This window comes from Burkholderia sp. 9120 (genome assembly GCF_000745015.1).
Lineage (GTDB): Bacteria > Pseudomonadota > Gammaproteobacteria > Burkholderiales > Burkholderiaceae > Paraburkholderia.
On the sequence record NZ_JQNA01000001.1, the window covers coordinates 1211780 to 1233260 of the forward strand.

General features: G+C 62.0%; 19 protein-coding genes. 3 read left to right on the top strand and 16 right to left on the bottom strand.

From position 1 onward, the window contains the following. Positions 1–274 precede the first annotated feature (274 nt). From FA94_RS05375 to gyrA, 16 genes are all read right to left on the bottom strand, one after another. Positions 275–640, bottom strand: coding sequence for a ComEA family DNA-binding protein (locus FA94_RS05375; RefSeq protein ID WP_035547549.1), 366 nt, complete (start codon positions 638–640; stop codon positions 275–277). A gap of 77 nt (positions 641–717) precedes the next feature. Then, a complete protein-coding gene (gene rfaD / locus FA94_RS05380) occupies positions 718–1710 on the bottom strand; it encodes an ADP-glyceromanno-heptose 6-epimerase (RefSeq protein ID WP_035547552.1) in 993 nt (330 codons plus the stop codon). Positions 1711–1804: 94 nt separating this feature from the next. Then, positions 1805–2812 (bottom strand): D-glycero-beta-D-manno-heptose-7-phosphate kinase, encoded by a 1008-nt coding sequence (rfaE1, locus tag FA94_RS05385; protein ID WP_081935690.1) that lies wholly within the window; start codon positions 2810–2812, stop codon positions 1805–1807. Next, a complete protein-coding gene (locus FA94_RS05390; protein ID WP_035547555.1) occupies positions 2778–4181 on the bottom strand; it encodes a UDP-glucose dehydrogenase family protein in 1404 nt (467 codons plus the stop codon). The genes rfaE1 and FA94_RS05390 overlap by 35 nt, the downstream gene beginning before the upstream one ends. A 155-nt stretch (positions 4182–4336) precedes the next feature. Next, the gene (gene lapB, locus FA94_RS05395) at positions 4337–5512 is read right to left on the bottom strand and encodes a lipopolysaccharide assembly protein LapB (protein WP_035547557.1); all 1176 of its coding nucleotides are present in this window, start codon (positions 5510–5512) and stop codon (positions 4337–4339) included. Between the two features lie 69 nt (positions 5513–5581). Then, positions 5582–5875, bottom strand: coding sequence for a LapA family protein (locus FA94_RS05400; protein WP_035549363.1), 294 nt, complete (start codon positions 5873–5875; stop codon positions 5582–5584). A 278-nt stretch (positions 5876–6153) separates the two neighbouring features. Beyond that, positions 6154–6477 carry an integration host factor subunit beta gene (locus FA94_RS05405; protein ID WP_007180889.1) on the bottom strand — a complete coding sequence of 108 codons (324 nt, stop codon included), beginning with the start codon at positions 6475–6477 and terminating at the stop codon, positions 6154–6156. 21 nt (positions 6478–6498) lie between these two features. After that, a complete protein-coding gene (gene rpsA / locus FA94_RS05410) occupies positions 6499–8232 on the bottom strand; it encodes a 30S ribosomal protein S1 (RefSeq protein WP_035547560.1) in 1734 nt (577 codons plus the stop codon). 158 nt (positions 8233–8390) lie between these two features. Then, positions 8391–9077, bottom strand: a complete 687-nt coding sequence (gene cmk / locus FA94_RS05415) for a (d)CMP kinase (protein WP_035547563.1) — start codon at positions 9075–9077, stop codon at positions 8391–8393. Between the two features lie 35 nt (positions 9078–9112). Beyond that, the gene (aroA, locus tag FA94_RS39355) at positions 9113–10417 is read right to left on the bottom strand and encodes a 3-phosphoshikimate 1-carboxyvinyltransferase (RefSeq protein WP_035547566.1); all 1305 of its coding nucleotides are present in this window, start codon (positions 10415–10417) and stop codon (positions 9113–9115) included. An 18-nt stretch (positions 10418–10435) separates the two neighbouring features. Then, a complete protein-coding gene (locus tag FA94_RS39360; RefSeq protein ID WP_035547569.1) occupies positions 10436–11377 on the bottom strand; it encodes a prephenate dehydrogenase in 942 nt (313 codons plus the stop codon). 63 nt (positions 11378–11440) lie between these two features. Beyond that, positions 11441–12553: a histidinol-phosphate transaminase gene (hisC, locus tag FA94_RS05430; protein ID WP_035549366.1), complete on the bottom strand. Its 1113-nt coding sequence runs from the start codon at positions 12551–12553 to the stop codon at positions 11441–11443. Between the two features lie 97 nt (positions 12554–12650). After that, the gene (gene pheA / locus FA94_RS05435; RefSeq protein ID WP_035547571.1) at positions 12651–13733 is read right to left on the bottom strand and encodes a prephenate dehydratase; all 1083 of its coding nucleotides are present in this window, start codon (positions 13731–13733) and stop codon (positions 12651–12653) included. Between the two features lie 68 nt (positions 13734–13801). Next, positions 13802–14884 (bottom strand): 3-phosphoserine/phosphohydroxythreonine transaminase, encoded by a 1083-nt coding sequence (gene serC, locus FA94_RS05440; protein ID WP_035547575.1) that lies wholly within the window; start codon positions 14882–14884, stop codon positions 13802–13804. Between the two features lie 307 nt (positions 14885–15191). After that, positions 15192–15794, bottom strand: a complete 603-nt coding sequence (locus FA94_RS05445) for a DUF2059 domain-containing protein (protein ID WP_035547578.1) — start codon at positions 15792–15794, stop codon at positions 15192–15194. A 123-nt stretch (positions 15795–15917) separates the two neighbouring features. Continuing rightward, positions 15918–18548 carry a DNA gyrase subunit A gene (gene gyrA, locus FA94_RS05450; RefSeq protein ID WP_081935692.1) on the bottom strand — a complete coding sequence of 877 codons (2631 nt, stop codon included), beginning with the start codon at positions 18546–18548 and terminating at the stop codon, positions 15918–15920. A 476-nt stretch (positions 18549–19024) separates the two neighbouring features. On the opposite strand from gyrA, the gene ompA reads away from it, so the two are divergent. From ompA to gph, 3 genes are all read left to right on the top strand, one after another. Beyond that, positions 19025–19672, top strand: a complete 648-nt coding sequence (gene ompA, locus FA94_RS05455) for an outer membrane protein OmpA (protein ID WP_007180879.1) — start codon at positions 19025–19027, stop codon at positions 19670–19672. 264 nt (positions 19673–19936) lie between these two features. After that, on the top strand, positions 19937–20635 hold the full coding sequence (gene ubiG, locus FA94_RS05460) for a bifunctional 2-polyprenyl-6-hydroxyphenol methylase/3-demethylubiquinol 3-O-methyltransferase UbiG (RefSeq protein WP_035547584.1): 699 nt from the start codon (positions 19937–19939) through the stop codon (positions 20633–20635). 31 nt (positions 20636–20666) lie between these two features. Further along, a complete protein-coding gene (gph, locus tag FA94_RS05465) occupies positions 20667–21380 on the top strand; it encodes a phosphoglycolate phosphatase (protein ID WP_035547587.1) in 714 nt (237 codons plus the stop codon). The last annotated feature ends 101 nt before the right edge of the window (positions 21381–21481 follow it).

Here is a 21481-nt window from a genome sequence, read left to right on the forward strand (position 1 = left end):
TGCCGTCGCTGCGGGGAGTCTTCAATCTATCGATTCTAAACCACCGTGCCCGCTGCTGCCGTGCGGCCCTTCTGGCCGCATGGATGCAGGCGCGCGCATCATTCATCGCGCATGGCGCGAACCACGCAAAAAGCCCGCGGTGGAGTACCGCGGGAGCCAGTCATCTGGATGACAGCTGAAGGAGTGTGCTGGACAACTCCGGGGACATGAAGGGGTACGGCGGGAGCGAGTCGCGCGCGTGACGACGCACGCCACGGACGCGGCCCGCGTCAGGCTATTTCTTTACCGCCACGGTGGTATTGCCTTTGGGTGCATTGGCCGGAGCGGCCGCGCCCCTGGTCGATGCAGACGCCGCAGCTTGCGCGTTAGCAGCCGCGCCAGCCGGACCGACAGCGAGACCCTCCGCCTGCAGGCGCTCGACGGTATGCCCGCCCATGCCTTTGACGCGCTTGCCGAGATCCGCCGGGTCCTTGAATGGACCATGCGCTGTACGCTCTTCGAGAATGGCTTTCGCTTTGGCAGGACCGATGCCCTTGATGCCGCGCAACGCATCTTCGTTAGCCGTGTTGACGTCGACCGCCGCATACGCGTGGCCGAAAGCGGCGAGCATCGCCGCGGTAACCAGAATTTTTCGAAACATATGGAATCTCCCTCGTACAACCGGTTGGCGACCATCACCCACCGGGAGATTCCACTTTACAGAGGTGTCCGGACTAATTAAACCTGGCCGAATAGCCAATGGACGTAGCGATCGACACCTTCCTGCACGCTCAGGAACGGCGCGTCGTAGCCGGCCGCGCGCAGCCTGGTCTGATCGGCCTGCGTGAAGCACTGATACTTGCCGCGTAGCGCGTCGGGGAACGGAATGTATTCGATCATCCCGCGCTGCACCTGATCCGCGAGCGACAACGGCGGTTCATTGTTCAGCCCGCGAAGCGTGTTGACCACCGTGCTCGCGATGTCGTTGAACGGTTGCGCGCGGCCGCTGCCCAGATTGAAGATGCCCGACTTGTCCGGATTATCGAAGAAGAAGAGGTTGACCTTCACCACGTCTTCGATCGAGACGAAATCGCGCGTCTGCTCGCCCGCGGCATAGCCGTTGTACTCGCCGAACAGCTTGACCTTGCCTTCGGCCCGGAACTGGTTGAAGTTGTGAAACGCCACCGACGCCATGCGCGCCTTATGCGTTTCGCGCGGCCCATAGACGTTGAAGTAACGGAAGCCGGCAATCTGGCTCTTTGCTGTAGGCAGCACGCGGCGGATCACCTGGTCGAACAGGAACTTCGAATAGCCGTACACGTTCAGCGGCTGCTCGACTTCGCGCTCTTCGACGAAACGGCTCGAGCCGCCGTACGTAGCCGCCGACGACGCGTACAGGAACTGGATGTTCTGTGCGAGGCAGACGTCGAGCACCTCGCGGCTGTAGCGGAAGTTGTTGTCCATCATGTAGCGGCCGTCGGTTTCCATCGTGTCCGAGCAGGCGCCTTCGTGGAAAATCGCGCGGACCTTGCCGAAGTCGCCGCGCTTGAAGCGTTCGACGAATTCGGTTTTGTCCAGGTAGTCGTCGATTTCGCAGTCGACCAGGTTCTTGAACTTGTCGGCGCGCGTGAGGTTGTCCACGGCGATGATGCGTTGTTCGCCGCGCTCGTTGAGCGCCTTCACGAGATTGCTGCCGATAAAGCCGGCCGCGCCGGTGACGATGACGGTCATGATGATCCTGCGGTAAAGGTGTTCAACCGACGCCCCGCGAAACCTTCAGTCGTGCGGCCAATGCGCGCGCGACGAGAGTTCGGGCGGGCCTGGGTCAATGAAAGAGTTCGTCGTAGTTGACGGTGGCCGTGCCGAGTTTGCCGACCACGATACCGGCCGCGCGATTCGCGAGGCCAACCGCGTCGACCAGCGTGAGACCCGCGCCCAGCATGGCGGCGAGCGTCGCGATCACGGTGTCGCCGGCGCCCGAGACATCATACACTTCGCGTGCAACCGCCGACGCGTGCAGGATGCCGTCGTCGGAGAAGAGCGTCATGCCCTCTTCCGAACGCGTCAGCAGCAGCGCCTTGAACTGCAGATCGGCGCGCAACTTCGTCACGCGCGCGATCAGGTCTTCTTCGGATTTCCACTGGCCGACCACTTCGCGCAACTCGGCGCGATTCGGCGTGATCAGCGTGGCGCCGCGATAGCGTTCCCAGTCGTCGCCCTTCGGATCGACCAGCACCGCCTTGCCGGCCGCGTGTGCCTTGGCGATCATCTGCGTGACGTGGGTCAGGCCACCCTTCGCGTAATCGGACATCAGGATCACGTCGTGCGAGGGCAGCAACTCGTCGAAGCGCGCGAGGCCTGCGAGCAGCACTTCATGCGCCGGCGAGTTTTCGAAGTCGACGCGCAGCAACTGCTGCTGGCGCGACAGCACGCGCAGCTTGATCGTGGTGAGCAAGGCCGGATCGCGTTCCAGATGCGGCGTCACGCCGCTTTCGCCGAGCAATTGCACGATGCGCTCGCCGGGTTCGTCATGACCGACCACGCACAGCAGGCCGGCTTGCGCGCCGAGCGCAACCGCATTGCGCGCGACGTTGGCCGCGCCGCCCAGACGGTCTTCCTGGCGTTGCACATGAACGACCGGCACCGGTGCTTCCGGCGAAATGCGGTTCACGTCGCCGAACCAGTAGCGGTCGAGCATCACGTCGCCGACCACCAGCACGCGCGCGGCGGCGAGTTGCTCACGCGGCACCACGATGAGCGCCGGCGCCGGCGTGGACGCTGTAGCTCCAGGCAAGGTCTCAGACATCGGCCGGAAGTTCAGAGGGTTGGGCATAAGGGCGTCCAATCGAGTGATAGTCGATGCCGATCTCGGTCATCGCGTCCGGTTCGTACAGATTGCGACCGTCGAAAATCAGCGGCGACTTCAGCACGGATTTCAGATGCAGGAAATCCGGGCTCTTGAATTCCTTCCATTCGGTGACGATCACGAGCGCGTCCGCGCCGGTGAGCGTTTCGTCCTGCGTGCCGGTGAAGGTCAGACGCGCGAGTTGCTCCGGCGCGTCGTGCAGATCGAGCGCGAAAACACGGCGCGCTTCGGCCACCGCAACCGGATCGTACGCGCGCACCTGCGCGCCACGCGCCAGCAGTTCGGCGATCACGCGACGGCTGGGCGCTTCGCGCATGTCGTCGGTATTCGGTTTGAACGCGAGGCCCCAGACGGCGAACGTGCGGCCGCTCAGATCGTTACCGAGCTTCGCGGCGATCTTGTTCACCAGCACGTCTTTCTGGTTGTTGTTCACGTCCTCGACCGCTTCGAGAATGCGCAGCGGATGGCCGCTTTCGCTCGCCGTGCGGATCAGCGCCTGCACGTCCTTCGGGAAGCACGAGCCGCCGTAGCCGCAACCGGCATACAGGAAGTGATAGCCGATCCGCGGATCCGAACCGATGCCGCGACGCACCGCTTCGATATCGGCGCCGACACGGTCCGCCAGATTCGACATCTCGTTCATGAACGAGATGCGCGTGGCGAGCATGGCGTTGGCCGCGTATTTGGTGAATTCGGCCGAGCGCACGTCCATGTACAGCGTGCGTTCGTGATTGCGGTTGAACGGCGCATACAGGCGCTTCATCAGTTCGCGGGCGCGCATGCCGGATTCGTCTTCGTCGTGGCCGAGCACGATGCGATCGGGCCGCATGAAGTCGTCGACCGCCGCGCCTTCCTTGAGGAACTCGGGATTCGACACCACTGAAAAGCGATGCTGCTCGCTATCGGCGAGCCCGCGTTTGGCCAGCTCTTCTTCGACCACCGCGCGCACGCGCTGCGCGGTGCCGACTGGCACCGTCGATTTGTCGACGATCACCTTGAAGCCGTTCATTGTGCGGCCGATGTTGCGGGCCGCTTCGAGCACGTATTGCAGATCGGCCGAGCCGTCTTCGTCGGGCGGCGTGCCGACGGCGATGAACTGCACCTCGCCGTGCGCCACGCTCGCTGCGATATCGGTCGAAAACGTGATGCGGCGCGCCGCGCGCGTGCGGTTGATGATTTCCAGCAAACCCGGCTCGTGAATCGGCACGCCGCCGTTGTTGAGGATCTCGATCTTGCGCGGATCGACGTCGAGACAGAACACGTCGTGGCCGATTTCGGCGAGGCACGCGCCGGTGACGAGGCCCACATAGCCCGTGCCGATAATGGTGATTTTCATACGCTTTCCGGTAGAGGGTTCCGGTGATGATTCCCGGCGGTGAAGCCGGTCATGAACACGTTGCTGCGATATCCGCCTGCGCGGGCGCTGTCGCCTGGCGCGTGATGCGGTAGGCGCGCGGCGGTCCGATTAATGGCCGACGCGCCGCCATGGCGTCAGTTCGACGCGGTGATCGGTTCGACGCGACGCGGCGCATAGGTTTCCCAACCGCTGCAACCCGGGCACTGCCAGTAGAAGAGCCGCGCCCTGAAACCGCAATTCTGGCACGTATACCGTGGCAGATTTTTGGTGCGCTGGCGGATCAGCGTGCGCATCAGTTCCAGCTCGCTGCGCCGCGGCTCTTCCGCGAGGGCTTCCTGCGCTTCGAGCAGGCGCGTCATGCCGGCCAGATTCGGCGACTTCTGCATCTGCGAGCGCGCCAGCGCGTGCGCCGCGTCGGGTCCGCGCAGCGACGCGACGTGCTGATAGGCGACGTCGAGCAGGTCGTTGGTCGGATAGCGGTCGACCCAGGTGGTCAGCAGATCCGCGCCGTCCTGCGGGCGGCCGAGCGCCTCGTAGGCTTTCATCAGCTTTTCCGCGACGAGCGGCAGATACGCCGCATTCTGCTCCTCCACGCGCCGCCATTGCGCGATGGCCGCTTCCTGCGCGCCGCCGGCCGCGTCGACGTCGCCGAACAGGATCGTGGCGCGCACGTTGGTCGGGTTCGCCTTCAGCGCGTAGCCGAGTTGACGGCGTGCTTCGTCCGGGTTTTTCTGTTGCAGCGCTTCTTGCGCGAGTTCGCAATGGAACTGCGCGATTTCCTTGTCGAGCGATTCCGCGCCCATCGTTTCGAGATGACGAGCGGTGTCGATCGACTTGACCCAGTCCTTCTCGATTTCGTAGATGGTCAGCAGCGCGCGTTGCGCGCCCAGCGCGTAGTCACCGGTTTCGAGCGAACTGAAAGTCTCCTCCGCACGGTCGAGCAGGCCGGCTTTCAGGAAGTCCTGCCCCAGTTCGTAAAGAGCGTGATCTCGCTCAGTGACGGGTAGATCGGACCGGCTCAGCAGGTTCTGATGCACGCGGATCGCGCGGTCCGTTTCACCACGGCGCCGGAACAGATTGCCCAGCGCGAAGTGCAGTTCGATCGTTTCCGGGTCGAGCTTGACCACTTCGATGAACGCGTCGATCGCCTGGTCCGGCTGCTCGTTGAGCAGGAAATTCAGCCCGCGGAAATACGAACGTGGCAGGTTGGCGCTTTCGGACAGCAGCGTCTTGAGGTCGTAGCGCGCGGCCATCCAGCCGAACGCGAATGCGACGGGTATGACCAGCAGCCACCAGAAGTCTAGATCCATGCGATTGATGCAAATGAGCGGGAAAGCGGAAACGGAAAGCCGCGCTGACGACGCGCGGCTGAGGAAATGTCAGATCAGCGGCGGCATGGGTGGTTGTTCGACCACTACGGGGGTTTCGCGCGCCACGCGCAACTCGCGCTTGAGCCGGCCGTTTTCCATGCGCAGGCGCACCATTGCCGGCATTGACGACACCAGCCCGGCCAGCAGCCCCACCACGAAGAACGCGAGGCCGATCAGGATCAACGGCGCCGACCATGCGTAGCCCGCGAGGAAATTCAGCGTAGCAGTTTGCGTATTGGAGAGCGCCAGCACCAGCAGCAGCACGAACACCAGTACACGGATCAGCCAGACGATAAATTTCATGAATAAGGTCTCTTGACGGCAGTTGCGGGGTGACGCCGGCTTGATGACGCGTCGCGCCACGGTGTTGCCCGCGCCGAAGTGACCCGTATTGTAATTGAAGCCCTCGCGGCTGGGCAGGAACTGACTGAAAGCGGCGTGGCGGCGAAAGGTGTCATCGCGCTCGCGCAAAAAGTACAGGCGAAAAAAAAGCGCCCGAAGGCGCTTTTTCTGGTCTTTTGCCGACTGGCTTTGGCCGCTGACGTTACCAATGCCACGCTGCAAACCACGCAGCGGAACATTTACAGGTCGTCATCCGGCTCTTCGGCCTTCAGCGGCTCGCCCGCGCGACGATCTACCCGTTCGCGCAACTCCTTGCCTGGCTTGAAGTGCGGTACGTACTTCTCAGGTACCAGCACTTTCTCGCCCGACTTCGGATTACGCCCGACGCGGGAGGGACGACGGTTGAGGCCGAAGCTGCCGAAGCCACGAATTTCGATGCGATGACCGTTGGCAAGTGCCTCCGACATCGCATCAAGCATCGTCTTCACCGCGAAATCCGCATCTTTAAGAACAAGCTGCGGAAATCGCGTGGCCAGCTGGGCGACCAATTCCGATTTGGTCATACTGCAGCAGACCTCTCAGGCTTACTGGTTCTGGCCGTCGAGCTTGGCCTTCAGCAGCGCGCCGAGGTTCGTCGTGCCGGTAGCAGCCGTGCTCGAATCCGACGAAGCCAGGCCGCGGATCGCTTCCTGTTGCTCAGCCGAATCCTTAGCCTTGATCGACAGGTTGATACCACGCGACTTGCGATCGATGTTGATGATCATCGCGTTGACCTTATCGCCTTCCTTCAGCACGTTGCGAGCATCTTCCACGCGGTCTTGGGCGATTTCCGAAGCACGCAGGTAGCCTTCGACTTCCATCGACAACTGAACCACGGCACCCTTCGCGTCCACCGTCTTGACCACGCCGTCGACGGTCGAGCCCTTGTCGTTCATTGCAACGAAGTTGCTGAACGGGTCGCCTTCGAGCTGCTTGATACCCAGCGAAATACGTTCCTTCTCGACGTCGATGCCGAGAACAATCGCTTCCACTTCGTCGCCCTTCTTGTACTTGCGAACTGCTTCTTCGCCCGTTTCGCTCCACGACAGGTCCGACAGATGAACCAGACCGTCGATGCCGCCCGGCAGACCGATGAAGACGCCGAAGTCGGTGATCGACTTGATTGCGCCTTGCAGCTTGTCGCCCTTCTTGAAGTTGCGGCTGAAATCGTCCCACGGGTTCGGCTTGCATTGCTTCATGCCGAGGCTGATACGGCGGCGGTCTTCGTCGATTTCGAGAACCATGACTTCGACTTCGTCGCCCAGTTGCACAACCTTCGACGGCGCAACGTTCTTGTTCGTCCAGTCCATTTCCGACACGTGAACCAGGCCTTCGATGCCCGATTCCACTTCGACGAATGCGCCGTAGTCGGTGATGTTGGTAACCTTACCGAACAGGCGCGTGCCCGACGGGTAACGGCGCGAGATGCCTTCCCACGGATCGTCGCCCAGTTGCTTGATGCCCAGCGAAACGCGGTTCTTCTCTTGATCGAACTTGAGGATCTTCGCGGTGACTTCCTGGCCAACCGACAGCACTTCGCTCGGGTGACGCACACGACGCCATGCGATGTCGGTGATGTGCAGCAGGCCGTCGATACCGCCGAGGTCCACGAATGCGCCGTAGTCCGTGATGTTCTTCACCACGCCTTCCACAATCGCGCCTTCCTTCAGCGTTTCGAGCAGCTTTGCGCGCTCTTCGCCTTGGGTCGCTTCGATCACAGCGCGGCGCGACAGCACCACGTTGTTACGCTTGCGGTCCAGCTTGATGACGCGGAATTCCAGCGTCTTGCCTTCGTACGGGGTCGTGTCCTTGACCGGACGCGTGTCGACCAGCGAACCCGGCAGGAACGCGCGGATGCCGTTGACCATGACGGTCATGCCGCCCTTGACCTTGCCCGTGATCGTGCCGGTCACGAGTTCGTTGTTGTCGAGCGCTTTTTCCAACGACAGCCACGAAGCCAGACGCTTCGCCTTGTCGCGCGACAGGATCGTGTCGCCGTAGCCGTTTTCCAGCGCGTCGATCGCGACGGAAACGAAGTCGCCCGCCTGCACTTCTACCTCGCCCGCGTCGTTCAGGAACTCTTCGAGCGGGATGTAGGCTTCGGACTTGAGACCAGCATTGACGACCACGAAGTTGTGGTCAACACGCACGACTTCGGCGGAGATCACTTCGCCGGCGCGCATGTCTTGCTTGGTCAGCGACTCTTCGAACAGAGCCGCAAAAGATTCGGTATTCGGGGTAGAGGTTTGCAGGTCGGACATAAAAATCAAAATTTGCATGGTTCTCGCGGTGCCCGGCTGGCCGGATGGTCAGCATCGGTAAAAAGTGCGAATGCCACGCGGGGTTAAGGGGTTAATACAGCTTCACAACGATCGTGAAGCACCTACTGACAACGGACTTTCTACTGCGCCCGCCGCCGACACAACTCGTACTTCTGTCAGGCGTGCGGGACTAAAGCTTCATACCACTGCACCACGTGCTCAACCGCCTGGTCGATCGACAATGCCGAGGTATCAAGCAGCTTTGCATCCGCCGCGGGCTTGAGCGGCGCGGCCGCGCGCTGACTGTCACGCTCGTCGCGCTCACGCAAATCCCGGAGCAAGTCATCTATATTAGCAGAAAAACCTTTTTGGATCAATTGCTTATGCCGGCGGGCCGCGCGGGCCTCGACACTGGCGGTCATGAACACCTTCAGCACGGCATCCTGGAAGATCACCGTGCCCATATCCCGGCCGTCGGCCACCAGCCCAGGTTCCTTGCGAAACGCCCGCTGACGCGCCACCAGCGCGGCTCGCACGGGAGCGTGCACGGCGATCGCGGAAGCACGGCTGCCGACTTCCTCAGCACGAATGTCGGCGGATACGTCGACGCTGTCCAGCTGTGCCAGGCCCTCGCGAAACGTGATGTGCAGCTCGTCGATCAGCTTGACCAGCGCGTCGGCGTCATCGGCCGCGACGTTGTAGCGGCAGCTCGCCAACGCGGCAAGCCGGTACAGCGCGCCGCTATCCAGCAGGTGAAAGCCAAGGCTCGCGGCAACCAGCGCAGCCACGGTGCCTTTGCCGGAGGCGCTCGGGCCGTCGATCGTAATGACGGGCGTCTGGTGAAAGGGACGGGTCGGTTTCATCTAAAAAGTCGCACGTCAGGCGATTCGGGGGCGAATCAGGGTTGAGCAAGCGCGGTAAAGCGCTCGAAATAATCGGGAAATGTCTTGCCGACGCACTTCGGGTCATTAATCCGGATCGGCACGCCGCCGAGGCTCACCAGCGAAAAGCACATGGCCATGCGGTGATCGTCGTAAGTATCAATCGCGGCGTTCGGAATCAGTTTTTCAGGCGGCTCGATGACGAGATAGTCCTCGCCCTCCTGCACCTTGGCGCCAACCTTGCGCAATTCGGTCGCCATCGCGGCGAGCCGGTCGGTTTCCTTCACGCGCCAGCTGGCGATATTGCGCAGCGTCGTCGCGCCGTCCGCGAACAGCGCGGCGACGGCGATCGTCATGGCCGCGTCGGGGATCAGATTGCAGTCCATGTCGATCGGCTCGAGCTTGCCGCTGTCGTGACCGACACCGCGCACTTCGATCCAGTCGTCGCCCATTTGCAGGTTCGCGCCCATGCGGATCAGCGCGTCGGCAAAGCCGATGTCGCCCTGAATGCTCGCGCGACCCACGCCTTCCACTTTCAGCGGGCCGCCGCCGAGCGCGCCGGCCGCGAGGAAATACGACGCCGACGACGCATCGCCTTCCACCATGATCGTGCCCGGCGACTGATACCGCTGCCCCGCCGGCACGACGAACTGATGCCAGCCTTGACGCTCGACTTTGATGCCGAAGCGCTCCATCAGCTTGATCGTGATCTCGATGTACGGTTTCGAGATCAGTTCGCCGTCCACCTGCACAGTGCTGACGCCGCTTTCGGTGCGCAGCAGCGGCAGCGTCATCAGCAGCGAAGTGAGGAACTGGCTCGACACGTCGCCGCGCACGCGGATCGGCGCCTCGGCGGAAATCTGCGCCGGGCGAATGCGCAGCGGCGGATAGCCTTCGTTCTCTTCGTAATCCACCCGCGCGCCGATCTGGCGCAAGCCGTCGACCAGATCGCCGATCGGCCGCTCATGCATACGCGGCACACCGTGAATGCGATAGTCGCCGCCGTTCACCGCCAGCGCCGCGGTCAGCGGACGCACCGCCGTACCCGCATTACCGAGAAACAGATCCGCCGTGCGCGCCGTAAACGCTCCACGCGTGCCGGTAACGACGCAGGTGTCGCCGTCGCGCTTCAGACGCACGCCGAGCTTTTCGAGCGCGTCGAGCATCACGCGGGTGTCGTCGGAGTCGAGCAGATTGGTGATCGTCGTTTCGCCTTCGGCAAGCGCCGCCAGCAGCAACACCCGATTCGAAATGCTCTTCGAGCCAGGCAGACGAATCGTGCCGGACGCACGGGAAAAAGGTCCGAGGTCGAGGAATTCCATGATTGAGTCCAGTTCCGGTTATTTCGACGCGTCGCTATGCGCGACGCCGGCCGAGCGCTGTTCCTGCCACTCGCTGCGCGCCACGCGTGAGCGTGCGAACACAGCTTCGAGCGTCGCGCCGTCGCCAGCCTCGATCGCTGCGCGCAAGCGCGCGAGCACGGCCGTGTAGCTGTCGAGTTCTTCAAGCAGCGCGGTGCGATTGGCGACACACACGTCGCGCCACATTTCCGGGCTCGACGCCGCGATGCGCGTGAAGTCGCGAAAGCCGCCCGCCGCGAACGAAAACTTCAACGCGGCGTCCGGCGAATTGAGAATCTGCTCGACCAGCGCGAACGACAACACATGCGGCAAATGACTGACCGACGCCAGCACACGATCATGCTGCTCCGGCGACATATCGCGCACGCAGGCGCCGGTGGCACGCCACATCGCGGCGACGCGCTCGACCGCCTCCGCCGCATTCTCCGGCAACGGGCACAGCACGACATTGCGGTTCACGTACAGGTCGGGCAACGCGGCATCCGGGCCGCTCGCTTCGCGGCCGGCAATCGGATGCCCCGGCACGAACTGGCCGATCTGCGCGCCAAGCGCCGCGCGGGCGGCCGCGACCACGTCGGACTTGGTGCTGCCGGCGTCGGTGACGATCGTCTCTGCATCGAGAAACGGCGCAATGCGTTCGAGCAACGGCTGCGTTTGCGCGACGGGCGCCGCCAGCAGCACGAAGTCCGCGCCGGACAATGCCTCGCTTAGCGCGCTGTCGTCGTTCAACGCCACGGCGCTATCGATCACACCCAATTCCAGCGCCCGCGCGCTCGACGCGGACGAGCGCCCGACGCCAATCACCTTGCGCGCGCCCGTCGTCTCGCCGCGTTCGCGCAGCGCGCGCGCCAGCGATCCGCCGATCAGGCCGACACCAAAAATCACCAACTTGTTAAAGGAAAACGCAGCCACGTCGGTCATAGTAAAAGCGCGCCTCTCATGCGATGCGGCGCGCGGATCAAGGATTGCCGCTCAGGTTACCGTTCAGGCGGCGGCGAGCGTTTTTTCGAGCGCCGCGATGAATGCTTCATTTTCTTCCGGCAGGCCGATCGTGATACGCAGCCATTGCGGCAAACCGTAGTTGCCAACCGGACGCACGATCACGCCCTGCTTCAGCAAGGCCAGGTTGACGCGGTTGCCGGCCGAGTCGTCATTGCCCACACGCACCAGCACGAAGTTACCGTCCGACGGCACGTACTCGAGACCGAGCTTCTCGAACGCTTCGGTCAAACGGCGATAGCCTTGCGCGTTCAGCGCGGCGCTCTTTTCCAGAAACGCCGTGTCGTTCAGCGCCGCGATCGCCGCCGCTTGCGCGAGCGTATTCACGTTGAACGGCTGACGCAGACGGTTCAGCAGATCGGTCAATTCCGGTTGCGCGATCGCGAAGCCTACGCGCAGACCGGCCAGGCCGAACGCTTTCGAAAACGTGCGCGACACCAGCAGATTCGGATAACGACGCACCCAGGCGATCGAGTCGTAGCGCTTTTCTTGCGGCAGATATTCGGTGTACGCCTCGTCGAGCACGACGGCCACGTTGCGCGGCACCTTGTCGAGAAACGCCTCGATCTTCGGACCTTCGATAAACGTGCCGGTCGGGTTGTTCGGATTGGCGACGAAGATCAGGCGCGTGTCGTCGGTGATCGCGGCGAGCATCGCGTCGAGGTCGTGACCGTACTGGACGGCCGGCACGACGATCGCGCGTGCGCCCAGGCCTTGCGTGGCCAGGGCGTACACCGCGAACGAATACTGCGCGTAGATGATCGACTGGCCCTTCTCCACGAACGCGTGCGCAGCGATTTCGAGAATGTCGTTGCTGCCGTTGCCGAGCGTGATCCACTCGGCCGGCACGCCGTAACGCTCGCTCAGCGCGCTCTTCAGTTCGAACGCGTTCGCGTCCGGATAGCGACCCAGTTCGCTGGCGGCTTTTGCCATGGCACGTTGCGCCGATTCCGGCATGCCCAGCGGGTTTTCATTCGACGCCAGCTTCACGATGCTCGCTTCGTCCAGACCAAACTCGCGGGCCACTTCCGAAATCGGCTTACCAGCGACGTAAGGGGCAATCGCGCGCACATAGGAAGGACCGAAAGACGCTGTCATGAAAATCTCCGAACGATTATTAGCCAATGAGTCTGCGACCGGCGCGCCGCGCATGCCGTTGGGCGCTGCCTGTGTCTGTGTGTCAGTCTGTGCGCCATTAACGGGCGCGCGGATACGAGCCCAGAATCTTCAGAAACGCGGCCTTCTCGCCGAGTTCGGCGAGCGCGGCGGCCACGCCCGGATCGTCGCGATGACCTTCGACGTCGATGTAGAAGTAGTACTCCCACGTGCCGACGCGCGCCGGGCGCGATTCGAAACGGGTCATGGACACGCTATGGCGCGCCAGCGGCTCCAGCAGCTTGACCATTGCGCCGGGCTCGTTCACCACCGACACGATCAGCGACGTCTGGTCGTACCCGCTCGGACCGCCCGGCTGCTTGCCGATCATCACGAAGCGCGTGCGGTTGTGCGGATCGTCCTGGATCAACGCGTAGGCGACTTGCAAACCGTAGTGGGTCGCCGCGCGATCGCCGGCGATCGCCGCGATGGTCGGATCGGCCGCCGCCATGCGCGCCGCTTCAGCGTTGCTCGACACCGCCTGACGCTCCAGATGCGGCGCGTTCGTCGATAGCCAGCGCTGGCACTGTGCAAGCGCCTGCGCATGCGCGCAGACGCGCGTGACGCTGGCCAAACCGCCGTTCAGCGACAGCAGATTGTGATGAATCGGCAAAGCCAGTTCACCGCCGATCGTGAGTTGCGTTTGCAGCAGCAGATCGAGCGTGCGCGAGACCGCGCCTTCGGTCGAATTCTCGACCGGCACGACGCCGAATTCCGCGGCGCCGGCTTCGACCGAGCGAAACACTTCGTCGATCGACGGGCACGGCAGACCTTCGATCGACTGACCGAAGTACTCGTGCATGGCCTGCTCGCTATACGTACCAACCGGCCCAAGATACGCGGCCTTGATGGTCTTTTCGAGCGCACGGCTCGCGGCCATGATCTCGCGCCAGATCGCGCTGATGTGCTCGCTCGCGAGCGGCCCGTCGCTCATGCCCTGCAGACGCGCGATCACCTGCTGTTCGCGCTCGGGCCGGAACACCGGCGCGTTGAAATGCTTCTTGACCTCACCCACTTCGAGCGCCACCGCGGCGCGCTGATTGAGAAGCGCGATCAACTGCGCGTCGAGCGCGTCGATGCGTTCGCGAAGGGGTTTGAGTCGGGTATTGAGTTCGTCGTCCATGCGTGAATACGGCCCTGCCGGGTAACTGCTGGAAAGGATGCGCGCGCCTGCGGCTCGATGCTGCTTGCTCAGGCGCTGCGCTGTTCGAATTCCTTCATGTATTCGACAAGCGCTTTGACGCCTTCGAGCGGGACGGCGTTATAAATCGACGCCCGCATGCCGCCGACGGACTTGTGGCCCTTTAGCTGCACCATTCCCCGGGCTTTCGCACCGGCCAGGAAATCATCGTTGCGCGACTCGTCGGCGAGGAAGAACGGTATGTTCATCCGCGAGCGCGAGCCACGTTCGACCTTGTTCAGATAGAAGCTGCTGGCGTCGATCGTGTCGTATAACAGCTTCGACTTTTCGAGGTTGCGCGCTTCCATTTCAACGAGGCCGCCCTGCTTCTTCAACCACTTGAACACCAGCCCGGCGATATAGATCGCGTAAGTAGGCGGCGTGTTGTACATCGAATTGTTTTCGGCGACGGTTTTCCATTCGAATGCCGACGGACAGATCGACAGCGCGCGATCCAGCATATCTTCACGCACGATCACCACCGTTACGCCCGCCATGCCGATATTCTTCTGCGCGCCGCCGAACAGCACGCCGTATTTGGCGATGTCCATGGGGCGCGACAGAATATGCGACGACGCGTCGGCCACCAGCGGAATATCGCCGAGGTCCGGAATCTCGAACGTTTCGACGCCGTGAATCGTCTCGTTCGTGCACAGATGCACGTAGGCCGGATCGTCCGACAACTGCCATTCCGAGCGCGCGGGCGAACGCGTGAAACCGTCCGCCGTCTGACCGCTCGCGGCGAGATGTACGGTGCCGTATTTTTGCGCTTCCTTGAACGACTTCTGCGACCACGAACCGGTCACGATGAAATCCGCGCGCGGTTTCGCGGCAAGCAGGTTCATCGGGACAATCGCGTTCTCGCCGAGACCGCCGCCCTGCAGAAACAGAATGCGATGGCTTGCCGGCACTTCAAGCAGGTCGCGCAGATCGACGAGCGCTTGCTCGTGGATCGACATGAATTCTTTGCCGCGATGGCTCATTTCCATCACGCTCATGCCGCTGCCTTGCCAATCGAGCATCTCGTCGGCTGCCTGACGCAGCACTTCTTCGGGCATGGCCGCGGGGCCGGCGGAGAAATTAAAGACGCGCATCGTGAAATCCTGGAAGCAGGCGCGAAAAAGAAGGATCGCGCATATTCGGCGAAATTGGCCGCCGTGAAGGCAACCACTGTGAAGCGGGCCGCGCGGTGCCGATCGCATCGGTTCGACAACGCAAACCGACCGAGCGAATTGCCCGCCGTTTCGCGCTGAAAAAGATAATGGCCGTTTGCGCGTGTGCGCAAACGGCCATTATCGCATTGTCACCGTCAAGCCGCCAAACCCGGCGCGCCGTAGAGCCTACGAAACGCGCCCGAGAAAGCGGCTAGCGCGATTTCAGCGCAGCCTTTCGACCTGGGATTTACTTGGCCGGCTTGACCGAAGCGACTTCCTTGTCTGCCTGGTCACGCGTTGCCTTTATCGATTGCGGCATGTACTTTTGCATCAAGCCATTCACGACGTCGCGGCCAACCTGGTCTTGTACCTGGATGAACTTGCGGCCGGTTGGGCTTTTGTAGAACGCGGTCAGATCCTTGATTTCCGACGTGCTGTAGTACTTCGCGTAAGCGTCGTACTGAGCTTGCATTGCGTCCGAACGGAACGAGTCCGTTGCGAACACCTGACCTGCGCCGTCAACCAGCTTCGGCACTGCATTCTTTTGCAGCGTCGGGACGGAAGCCTGCTTCTGCTTGTCCGTCATCGTCTTGTTTTCGCTCAGGGCGTCCGACAGGATGGCCGGAACCAGCTGCTTGGCTTGCATCTGTGCGCTGTTGCCGATCGCGCCGACGAGCTTCTGTGCGTCGATTGCGTCCAGCAGATCTTTGATAGCAGCCTGCTTGGCCGGATCAACCGGTGCTGCGGCAGCAGCCGGAGCCGCCGGAGCCGGGCTCTGAAGCGCTTGAGCCATAGCAAAGGTCGGCACGAGGGCAGCCAGCAACATCAGTTGTTTGAATCGTTTTTGCATCATTACTCCCTAAGAGAAATTAATTTGAACTGCGCGCTGCGCGGGATACGTATCGGCCCGATACGCCATTATTCCCTGCGCAGCTTTCAACCAATCACTGAGACTGAAAGCCGCCAACGCGGATCAGGCTGCCCCACCTTCGTCGCTGCCGTTTTCACCTTCGGCCGGACCTTCGGTGTCGCCTTCCACATCACCCTCAGCTTCCGCAACCTGTTGCAGACCTGAAAGCTTGGTCCCTTCGTCAAGGCTGATGAGTGTAACACCTTGGGTTGCACGGCCCATTTCGCGGATTTCCGACACGCGCGTGCGAATCAGCACGCCCGTATTGGTGATCAGCATGATCTGCGCTTCCTGATCGACCAGCGTTGCGGCGACGACCCGGCCGTTGCGCTCCGACGTCTGAATCGCGATCATGCCCTTCGTGCCGCGCCCGTGACGGGTGTACTCGATGATCGGCGTACGCTTGCCAAAACCGTTTTCCGTAGCGGTGAGCACCGACTGCCGCTCGTCGCCGGCCACCAGCAACGCAATCACGTTCTGGCCGTCTTCGAGCTGCATGCCGCGCACGCCGCGCGCCTCACGGCCCATCGGACGCACGTCGTTCTCGTCGAAGCGAACCGCTTTGCCCGAATCCGAGAACAGCATGACGTCGTGCTGGCCGTCTGTAATCGCGGCGCCAATCAGGTAATCGCCGTCATCCAGACCGACCGCAATAATACCTTTGCGCAGCACGCGGCCAAAGGCTTCCAGCGGCGTCTTTTTTACCGTTCCTAACGCGGTGCCCATGAACACGAATTTGTCGACCGAGAATTCCTTGACCGGCAAGACAACCGTAATCTTTTCGCCTTCCTGCAACGGGAAGATATTCACGATCGGACGGCCGCGCGAGTTCCGCGAACCTTGCGGCACTTCGTAGACCTTCACGCTGTACACGCGACCGCGATTCGAGAAGCACAGAATGTGGTCGTGCGTGTTCGCAATGAACAGCGTGTCGATCCAGTCGTCTTCTTTCATGGCCGTGGCCTGCTTGCCGCGGCCACCACGCTTCTGCGCACTGTATTCGGACAGCGGCTGCGACTTCACATAGCCGGCATGCGACATGGTCACGACCATTTCCTGCGGCGTGATCAGGTCTTCCGTGTTCAGCTCGGTCGCGTTCATCTCGATCTTCGAGCGGCGCGCGTCGCCGAATTCGGCTTTGATCGACGTCAGTTCGTCGACGATGATCGCCGCAATGCGTTCCGGGCGAGCCAGAATGTCCAGCAGGTCGGCGATTTGCGCCATCACTTCGCGGTACTCGCCGATGATCTTGTCCTGCTCGAGACCCGTCAGGCGTTGCAGACGCATCTGCAGAATTTCCTGAGCCTGGGTGTCGGACAGACGGTAGAGGCCGTCGGACTGCATACCGAACGCCGGATTCAACCCGTCAGGACGGTAGGCCTCACGACCACCGGCCGACGCGTTTTCCGACTCGGCACGCGACAACATTTCGCGCACCAGCGACGAATCCCACGGACGCGCCATCAATTCCTGTTTCGCGATCGGCGGAGTCGGCGCACCCTTGATGAGCGCGATGAACTCGTCGATGTTGGCGAGCGCAACCGCCAGACCTTCGAGCACGTGACCGCGTTCGCGCGCCTTGCGCAGCTCGTATACGGTGCGCCGCGTCAGCACTTCCCGGCGATGCGACAGGAAGCACGACAGCATTTCCTTCAGGTTCAGCAACTTCGGCTGGCCGTCGACCAGCGCGACCATATTCATGCCGAAGGTGTCCTGAAGCTGGGTCGCCTTGTACAGATTGTTGAGCACGACTTCCGGCACTTCACCGCGCTTGAGCTCGATCACGACACGCATGCCGCTCTTGTCGGACTCGTCGCGGATATCGGAAATGCCTTCGAGCTTCTTCTCGTTGACCAGCTCGGCAATGCGTTCCAGAAGTGAGCGCTTGTTCACCTGGTACGGCAGTTCGTCGACGATGATCGACATGCGCTGACCGCGATCGATTTCCTCGAAGTGCGTGAGCGCGCGCATCAGCACGCGGCCGCGGCCGGTGCGATAGCCGTCGCGCACGCCGGCGACGCCGTAGATGATGCCGGCGGTCGGGAAATCGGGCGCCGGAATGATCTCGATCAGTTCGTCGATCGTGGCTTCCGGGTTTTTAAGCAGATGCTGGCAAGCGTCGACGACCTCGTTGAGGTTGTGCGGCGGAATGTTGGTCGCCATGCCGACCGCGATACCGGACGAGCCATTGATCAGCAGATTGGGAATGCGCGCGGGCAGAATGGCCGGCTCGTTTTCACTGCCGTCGTAGTTCGGCGTGAAGTCGACCGTTTCCTTGTCGATGTCGGCCAGCAGTTCGTGGCCGATCTTCGCCATGCGGATTTCGGTGTATCGCATCGCGGCGGCGTTGTCGCCGTCCACGGAACCGAAGTTGCCCTGGCCGTCCACCAGCATGTAGCGCAGCGAGAAGTTCTGCGCCATCCGGACGATGGTGTCGTAAACAGCCGTGTCGCCGTGCGGGTGGTACTTACCGATGACGTCGCCGACAATACGCGCCGACTTCTTGTAAGCCCGGTTCCAGTCGTTGTTCAGTTCGTGCATCGCGTACAGCACGCGCCGGTGCACCGGCTTCAGGCCATCGCGAACATCAGGAAGCGCACGCCCCACGATCACGCTCATCGCGTAATCGAGATACGAACGGCGCATTTCCTCCTCTAGGGAGATTGGCAGAGTCTCTTTGGCGAATTGATCCATTATCCGTATCTTTTACGTGCCAACGCGACGAGTAAACGACGCCTTGGCGTAAGCATTGCAGGCGCAACGCATCACGCGATTCTAACATGCCGCGAATCCGCTCCCGACTCAGGCACGTATACCTATTAGAGGGTGATTGCAGAGCGCGTCCCGATGCCCCACTTTTGCGCCGGTCAGGCGCGATTCGTGCGTGGGGCAATCCGCCGCTCAGCCATGACTGGCGGAGCCTCCAGCGGATTGCTTCTGTTGCGCATGCACCACAATTGAAGGGCGATTTGATTGGGGGCAGATTTTTTTATCGTGGGAAGGGAACGATATGGCAAAATGCCAACGCACAAAGAGTTAGACACTGCTCGAAGTCTACACAGCACGCTTTTTTGTTCTACACCGATGTTATACTTCGAGCAATGTATGACTTGTCTTCGTCAACAGGCTCGCAGTAAACCTGCGGTAATCTCAATTTCGAGAGGAGAAATATGAATAAACTTTCAAAGCTCGCGTTCATTGCAGCTACCGCAGTTATGGCTGCATCCGCCATGGCGCAGTCGGTGCCGGCGTCGCGACAAGCTACGAACGACAACTGGGTGAATGGTACCGGCGAATACGTGTGGATGAACGGCACGAACGAACTTTGCTGGCGCGATGCATTCTGGACGCCGGCAACGGCCAACGCAAAGTGCGATGGCGCCCTGGTTGCCCAGGCTCCGACCCCGCCGGCTCCGGTCGCACCTGCACCGGCGATCACCAGCCAAAAGATTACGTATCAAGCTGACGCGCTGTTCGACTTCGACAAGGCAATCCTGAAGCCGGGCGGTAAGGAAAAGCTGGACGATCTCGCATCGAAGATCGGCGCTTTGAACCTGGAAGTCGTCGTTGCAACGGGTTACACGGACCGTATCGGTTCGGACAAGTACAACGATCGTCTGTCGCTGCGCCGCGCTCAAGCTGTCAAGGCATACCTGGTCAGCAAGGGCATCGAATCCAACCGTATCTATACGGAAGGCAAGGGCAAGCGCAACCCGGTCACGACCGGTTGCAACCAGAAGAACCGCAAGCAACTTATCGCCTGCCTCGCACCGGATCGTCGCGTGGAAGTCGAAGTTGTCGGTACTTCGAAGCAATAAGCTCCAAGTTACCGCAGTATCAAAGCCCCGCTTCGGCGGGGCTTTTTTTTATGCCTGTTTTTCCCGCAGATCGAAGGCGTGTCGAGGCGGATTCCCACGCGCAGATACACGCGTCTTGCAGATTCACGAGCGACCCCGCACGGCACGACGGCATGGATCGCGCCCCAGAACGACGCGGCATTTTGCCGCCCTGTCGCTCGACCTATATACTCAGGGTTTATCCTCGAGCGCCCGCTCACCGCTCTCATCGAGGCAGCTTCCGCTATGACCAACGCCGATCCCCACGAACTGCAGAAATTCAGCGACCTTGCACATCGTTGGTGGGACCCGAATGCGGAATTCAAACCGCTGCACGAACTCAATCCCATTCGTCTGAGCTGGATCGACGCTCATGCGCCTCTCGCGGGCAAGAAGGTGCTGGATATCGGCTGCGGCGGCGGGATTCTGTCGGAGTCCATGGCTAGCCTGGGCGCGCACGTCAAAGGTATCGACCTGTCGCACCAGGCGCTCGGCGTGGCCGATCTTCACAGTCTTGAAAGCGGCGTCACCGTCGACTACGAAGAAATCGCCGCCGAGGCGCTCGCCGCCCGCGAACCGGGCACGTACGACGTGGTCACCTGCATGGAAATGCTCGAGCACGTGCCGGAGCCGTCCGCCATTGTCGAAGCCTGCAAAACGCTGGTGAAGCCCGGCGGCTGGGTGTTCTTCTCCACGCTGAACCGCAACGTGAAGTCGTACCTGTTTGCGGTGATCGGTGCCGAATACATCGCACGCATGCTGCCCAAGGGCACGCACGACTACGCTCGCTTCATTCGCCCGTCGGAATTGGCGAGCTTCGTGCGCGCGGCCGAGCTGCGCACAGCCGACATCAAAGGTATCGTCTACAACCCGCTCAGCAAGCATTTCGCGCTGTCCGCCGACACGAGCGTGAACTACATGCTCGCCTGCCGCCGCGACGTCTGATTCGCCACGACCTGCCGACCCGAACCCATCAATGAGCGATCCCACGCCCCTGCCCCAACGCGAAGACAACGAGGATGCCTTAGGTCTTTGCCATGCCGTCCTATTCGATCTGGACGGCACGCTAGCCGACACGGCGCCCGATCTCGCCGCCGCCGTCAACAAGATGCGCCACGATCGCGGGCTCGAGATGGTGCCGCTCGAAGACCTGCGGCCGCTCGCCTCCGCCGGCGCGCGTGGGCTGATTGGTGGGGCGTTCGGCGTCGGCCCCGACAGTCACGAGTTCGCGTCGATGCGTGAAGAATTCCTCGCCAACTACGAGGCGGACTTGTGCATCGAGACCACGCTGTTTCCGGGCATTCCCGAGATGCTGGACGAGCTCGACGCCCGCGGCGTGCGCTGGGGCATCGTCACGAACAAGGTGGCCCGGCTCACTGAGCCGCTGATCGCCCAGCTCGGTCTGGAAGAGCGCGCGGGCTGCATCGTGAGCGGTGACACGACACCGCACTCGAAGCCCCACCCCGCGCCGTTGCTGCACGCCGCACGTGAGCTGGACGTGGTGCCGGAGCGCATCGTCTACGTCGGCGACGACCTGCGCGACGTGCAGGCAGGCTTCGCCGCCGGCATGAAAACAATCGCCGCCGCGTACGGCTATTGCGGCAACGACATTCCGCCGACGCAATGGCATGCGCAACACGTCGTTCAGTCGCCGGCGGAACTGCAAAAGCTGCTGCGCGACATCGGTTGAGTCTCAATGAATGCCGCAGCAAAGCGAACGCAGCGCGCCGCCGCATTCGCTTTGCCAATGAGTCAGGACGCGGCCGTCAATCTATTGTAAAATCTACGTTG

Coding starts and splice junctions, on each gene's coding strand:
- cmk (WP_035547563.1), bottom strand. CDS start 9,077: ATGAAACCGACCCGTCCCTTTCACCAGACGCCCGTCATTACGATCGAC.
- hisC (WP_035549366.1), bottom strand. CDS start 12,553: ATGACAGCGTCTTTCGGTCCTTCCTATGTGCGCGCGATTGCCCCTTAC.
- FA94_RS05445 (WP_035547578.1), bottom strand. CDS start 15,794: ATGCAAAAACGATTCAAACAACTGATGTTGCTGGCTGCCCTCGTGCCG.
- rpsA (WP_035547560.1), bottom strand. CDS start 8,232: ATGCAAATTTTGATTTTTATGTCCGACCTGCAAACCTCTACCCCGAAT.
- FA94_RS39360 (WP_035547569.1), bottom strand. CDS start 11,377: ATGACCGACGTGGCTGCGTTTTCCTTTAACAAGTTGGTGATTTTTGGT.
- rfaE1 (WP_081935690.1), bottom strand. CDS start 2,812: ATGCCCAACCCTCTGAACTTCCGGCCGATGTCTGAGACCTTGCCTGGA.
- serC (WP_035547575.1), bottom strand. CDS start 14,884: ATGCGCGTCTTTAATTTCTCCGCCGGCCCCGCGGCCATGCCCGAAGAA.
- rfaD (WP_035547552.1), bottom strand. CDS start 1,710: ATGACCGTCATCGTCACCGGCGCGGCCGGCTTTATCGGCAGCAATCTC.
- ompA (WP_007180879.1), top strand. CDS start 19,025: ATGAATAAACTTTCAAAGCTCGCGTTCATTGCAGCTACCGCAGTTATG.
- FA94_RS05400 (WP_035549363.1), bottom strand. CDS start 5,875: ATGAAATTTATCGTCTGGCTGATCCGTGTACTGGTGTTCGTGCTGCTG.
- pheA (WP_035547571.1), bottom strand. CDS start 13,733: ATGGACGACGAACTCAATACCCGACTCAAACCCCTTCGCGAACGCATC.
- gph (WP_035547587.1), top strand. CDS start 20,667: ATGAGCGATCCCACGCCCCTGCCCCAACGCGAAGACAACGAGGATGCC.
- FA94_RS05390 (WP_035547555.1), bottom strand. CDS start 4,181: ATGAAAATCACCATTATCGGCACGGGCTATGTGGGCCTCGTCACCGGC.
- gyrA (WP_081935692.1), bottom strand. CDS start 18,548: ATGGATCAATTCGCCAAAGAGACTCTGCCAATCTCCCTAGAGGAGGAA.
- lapB (WP_035547557.1), bottom strand. CDS start 5,512: ATGGATCTAGACTTCTGGTGGCTGCTGGTCATACCCGTCGCATTCGCG.
- ubiG (WP_035547584.1), top strand. CDS start 19,937: ATGACCAACGCCGATCCCCACGAACTGCAGAAATTCAGCGACCTTGCA.
- FA94_RS05405 (WP_007180889.1), bottom strand. CDS start 6,477: ATGACCAAATCGGAATTGGTCGCCCAGCTGGCCACGCGATTTCCGCAG.
- aroA (WP_035547566.1), bottom strand. CDS start 10,417: ATGGAATTCCTCGACCTCGGACCTTTTTCCCGTGCGTCCGGCACGATT.
- FA94_RS05375 (WP_035547549.1), bottom strand. CDS start 640: ATGTTTCGAAAAATTCTGGTTACCGCGGCGATGCTCGCCGCTTTCGGC.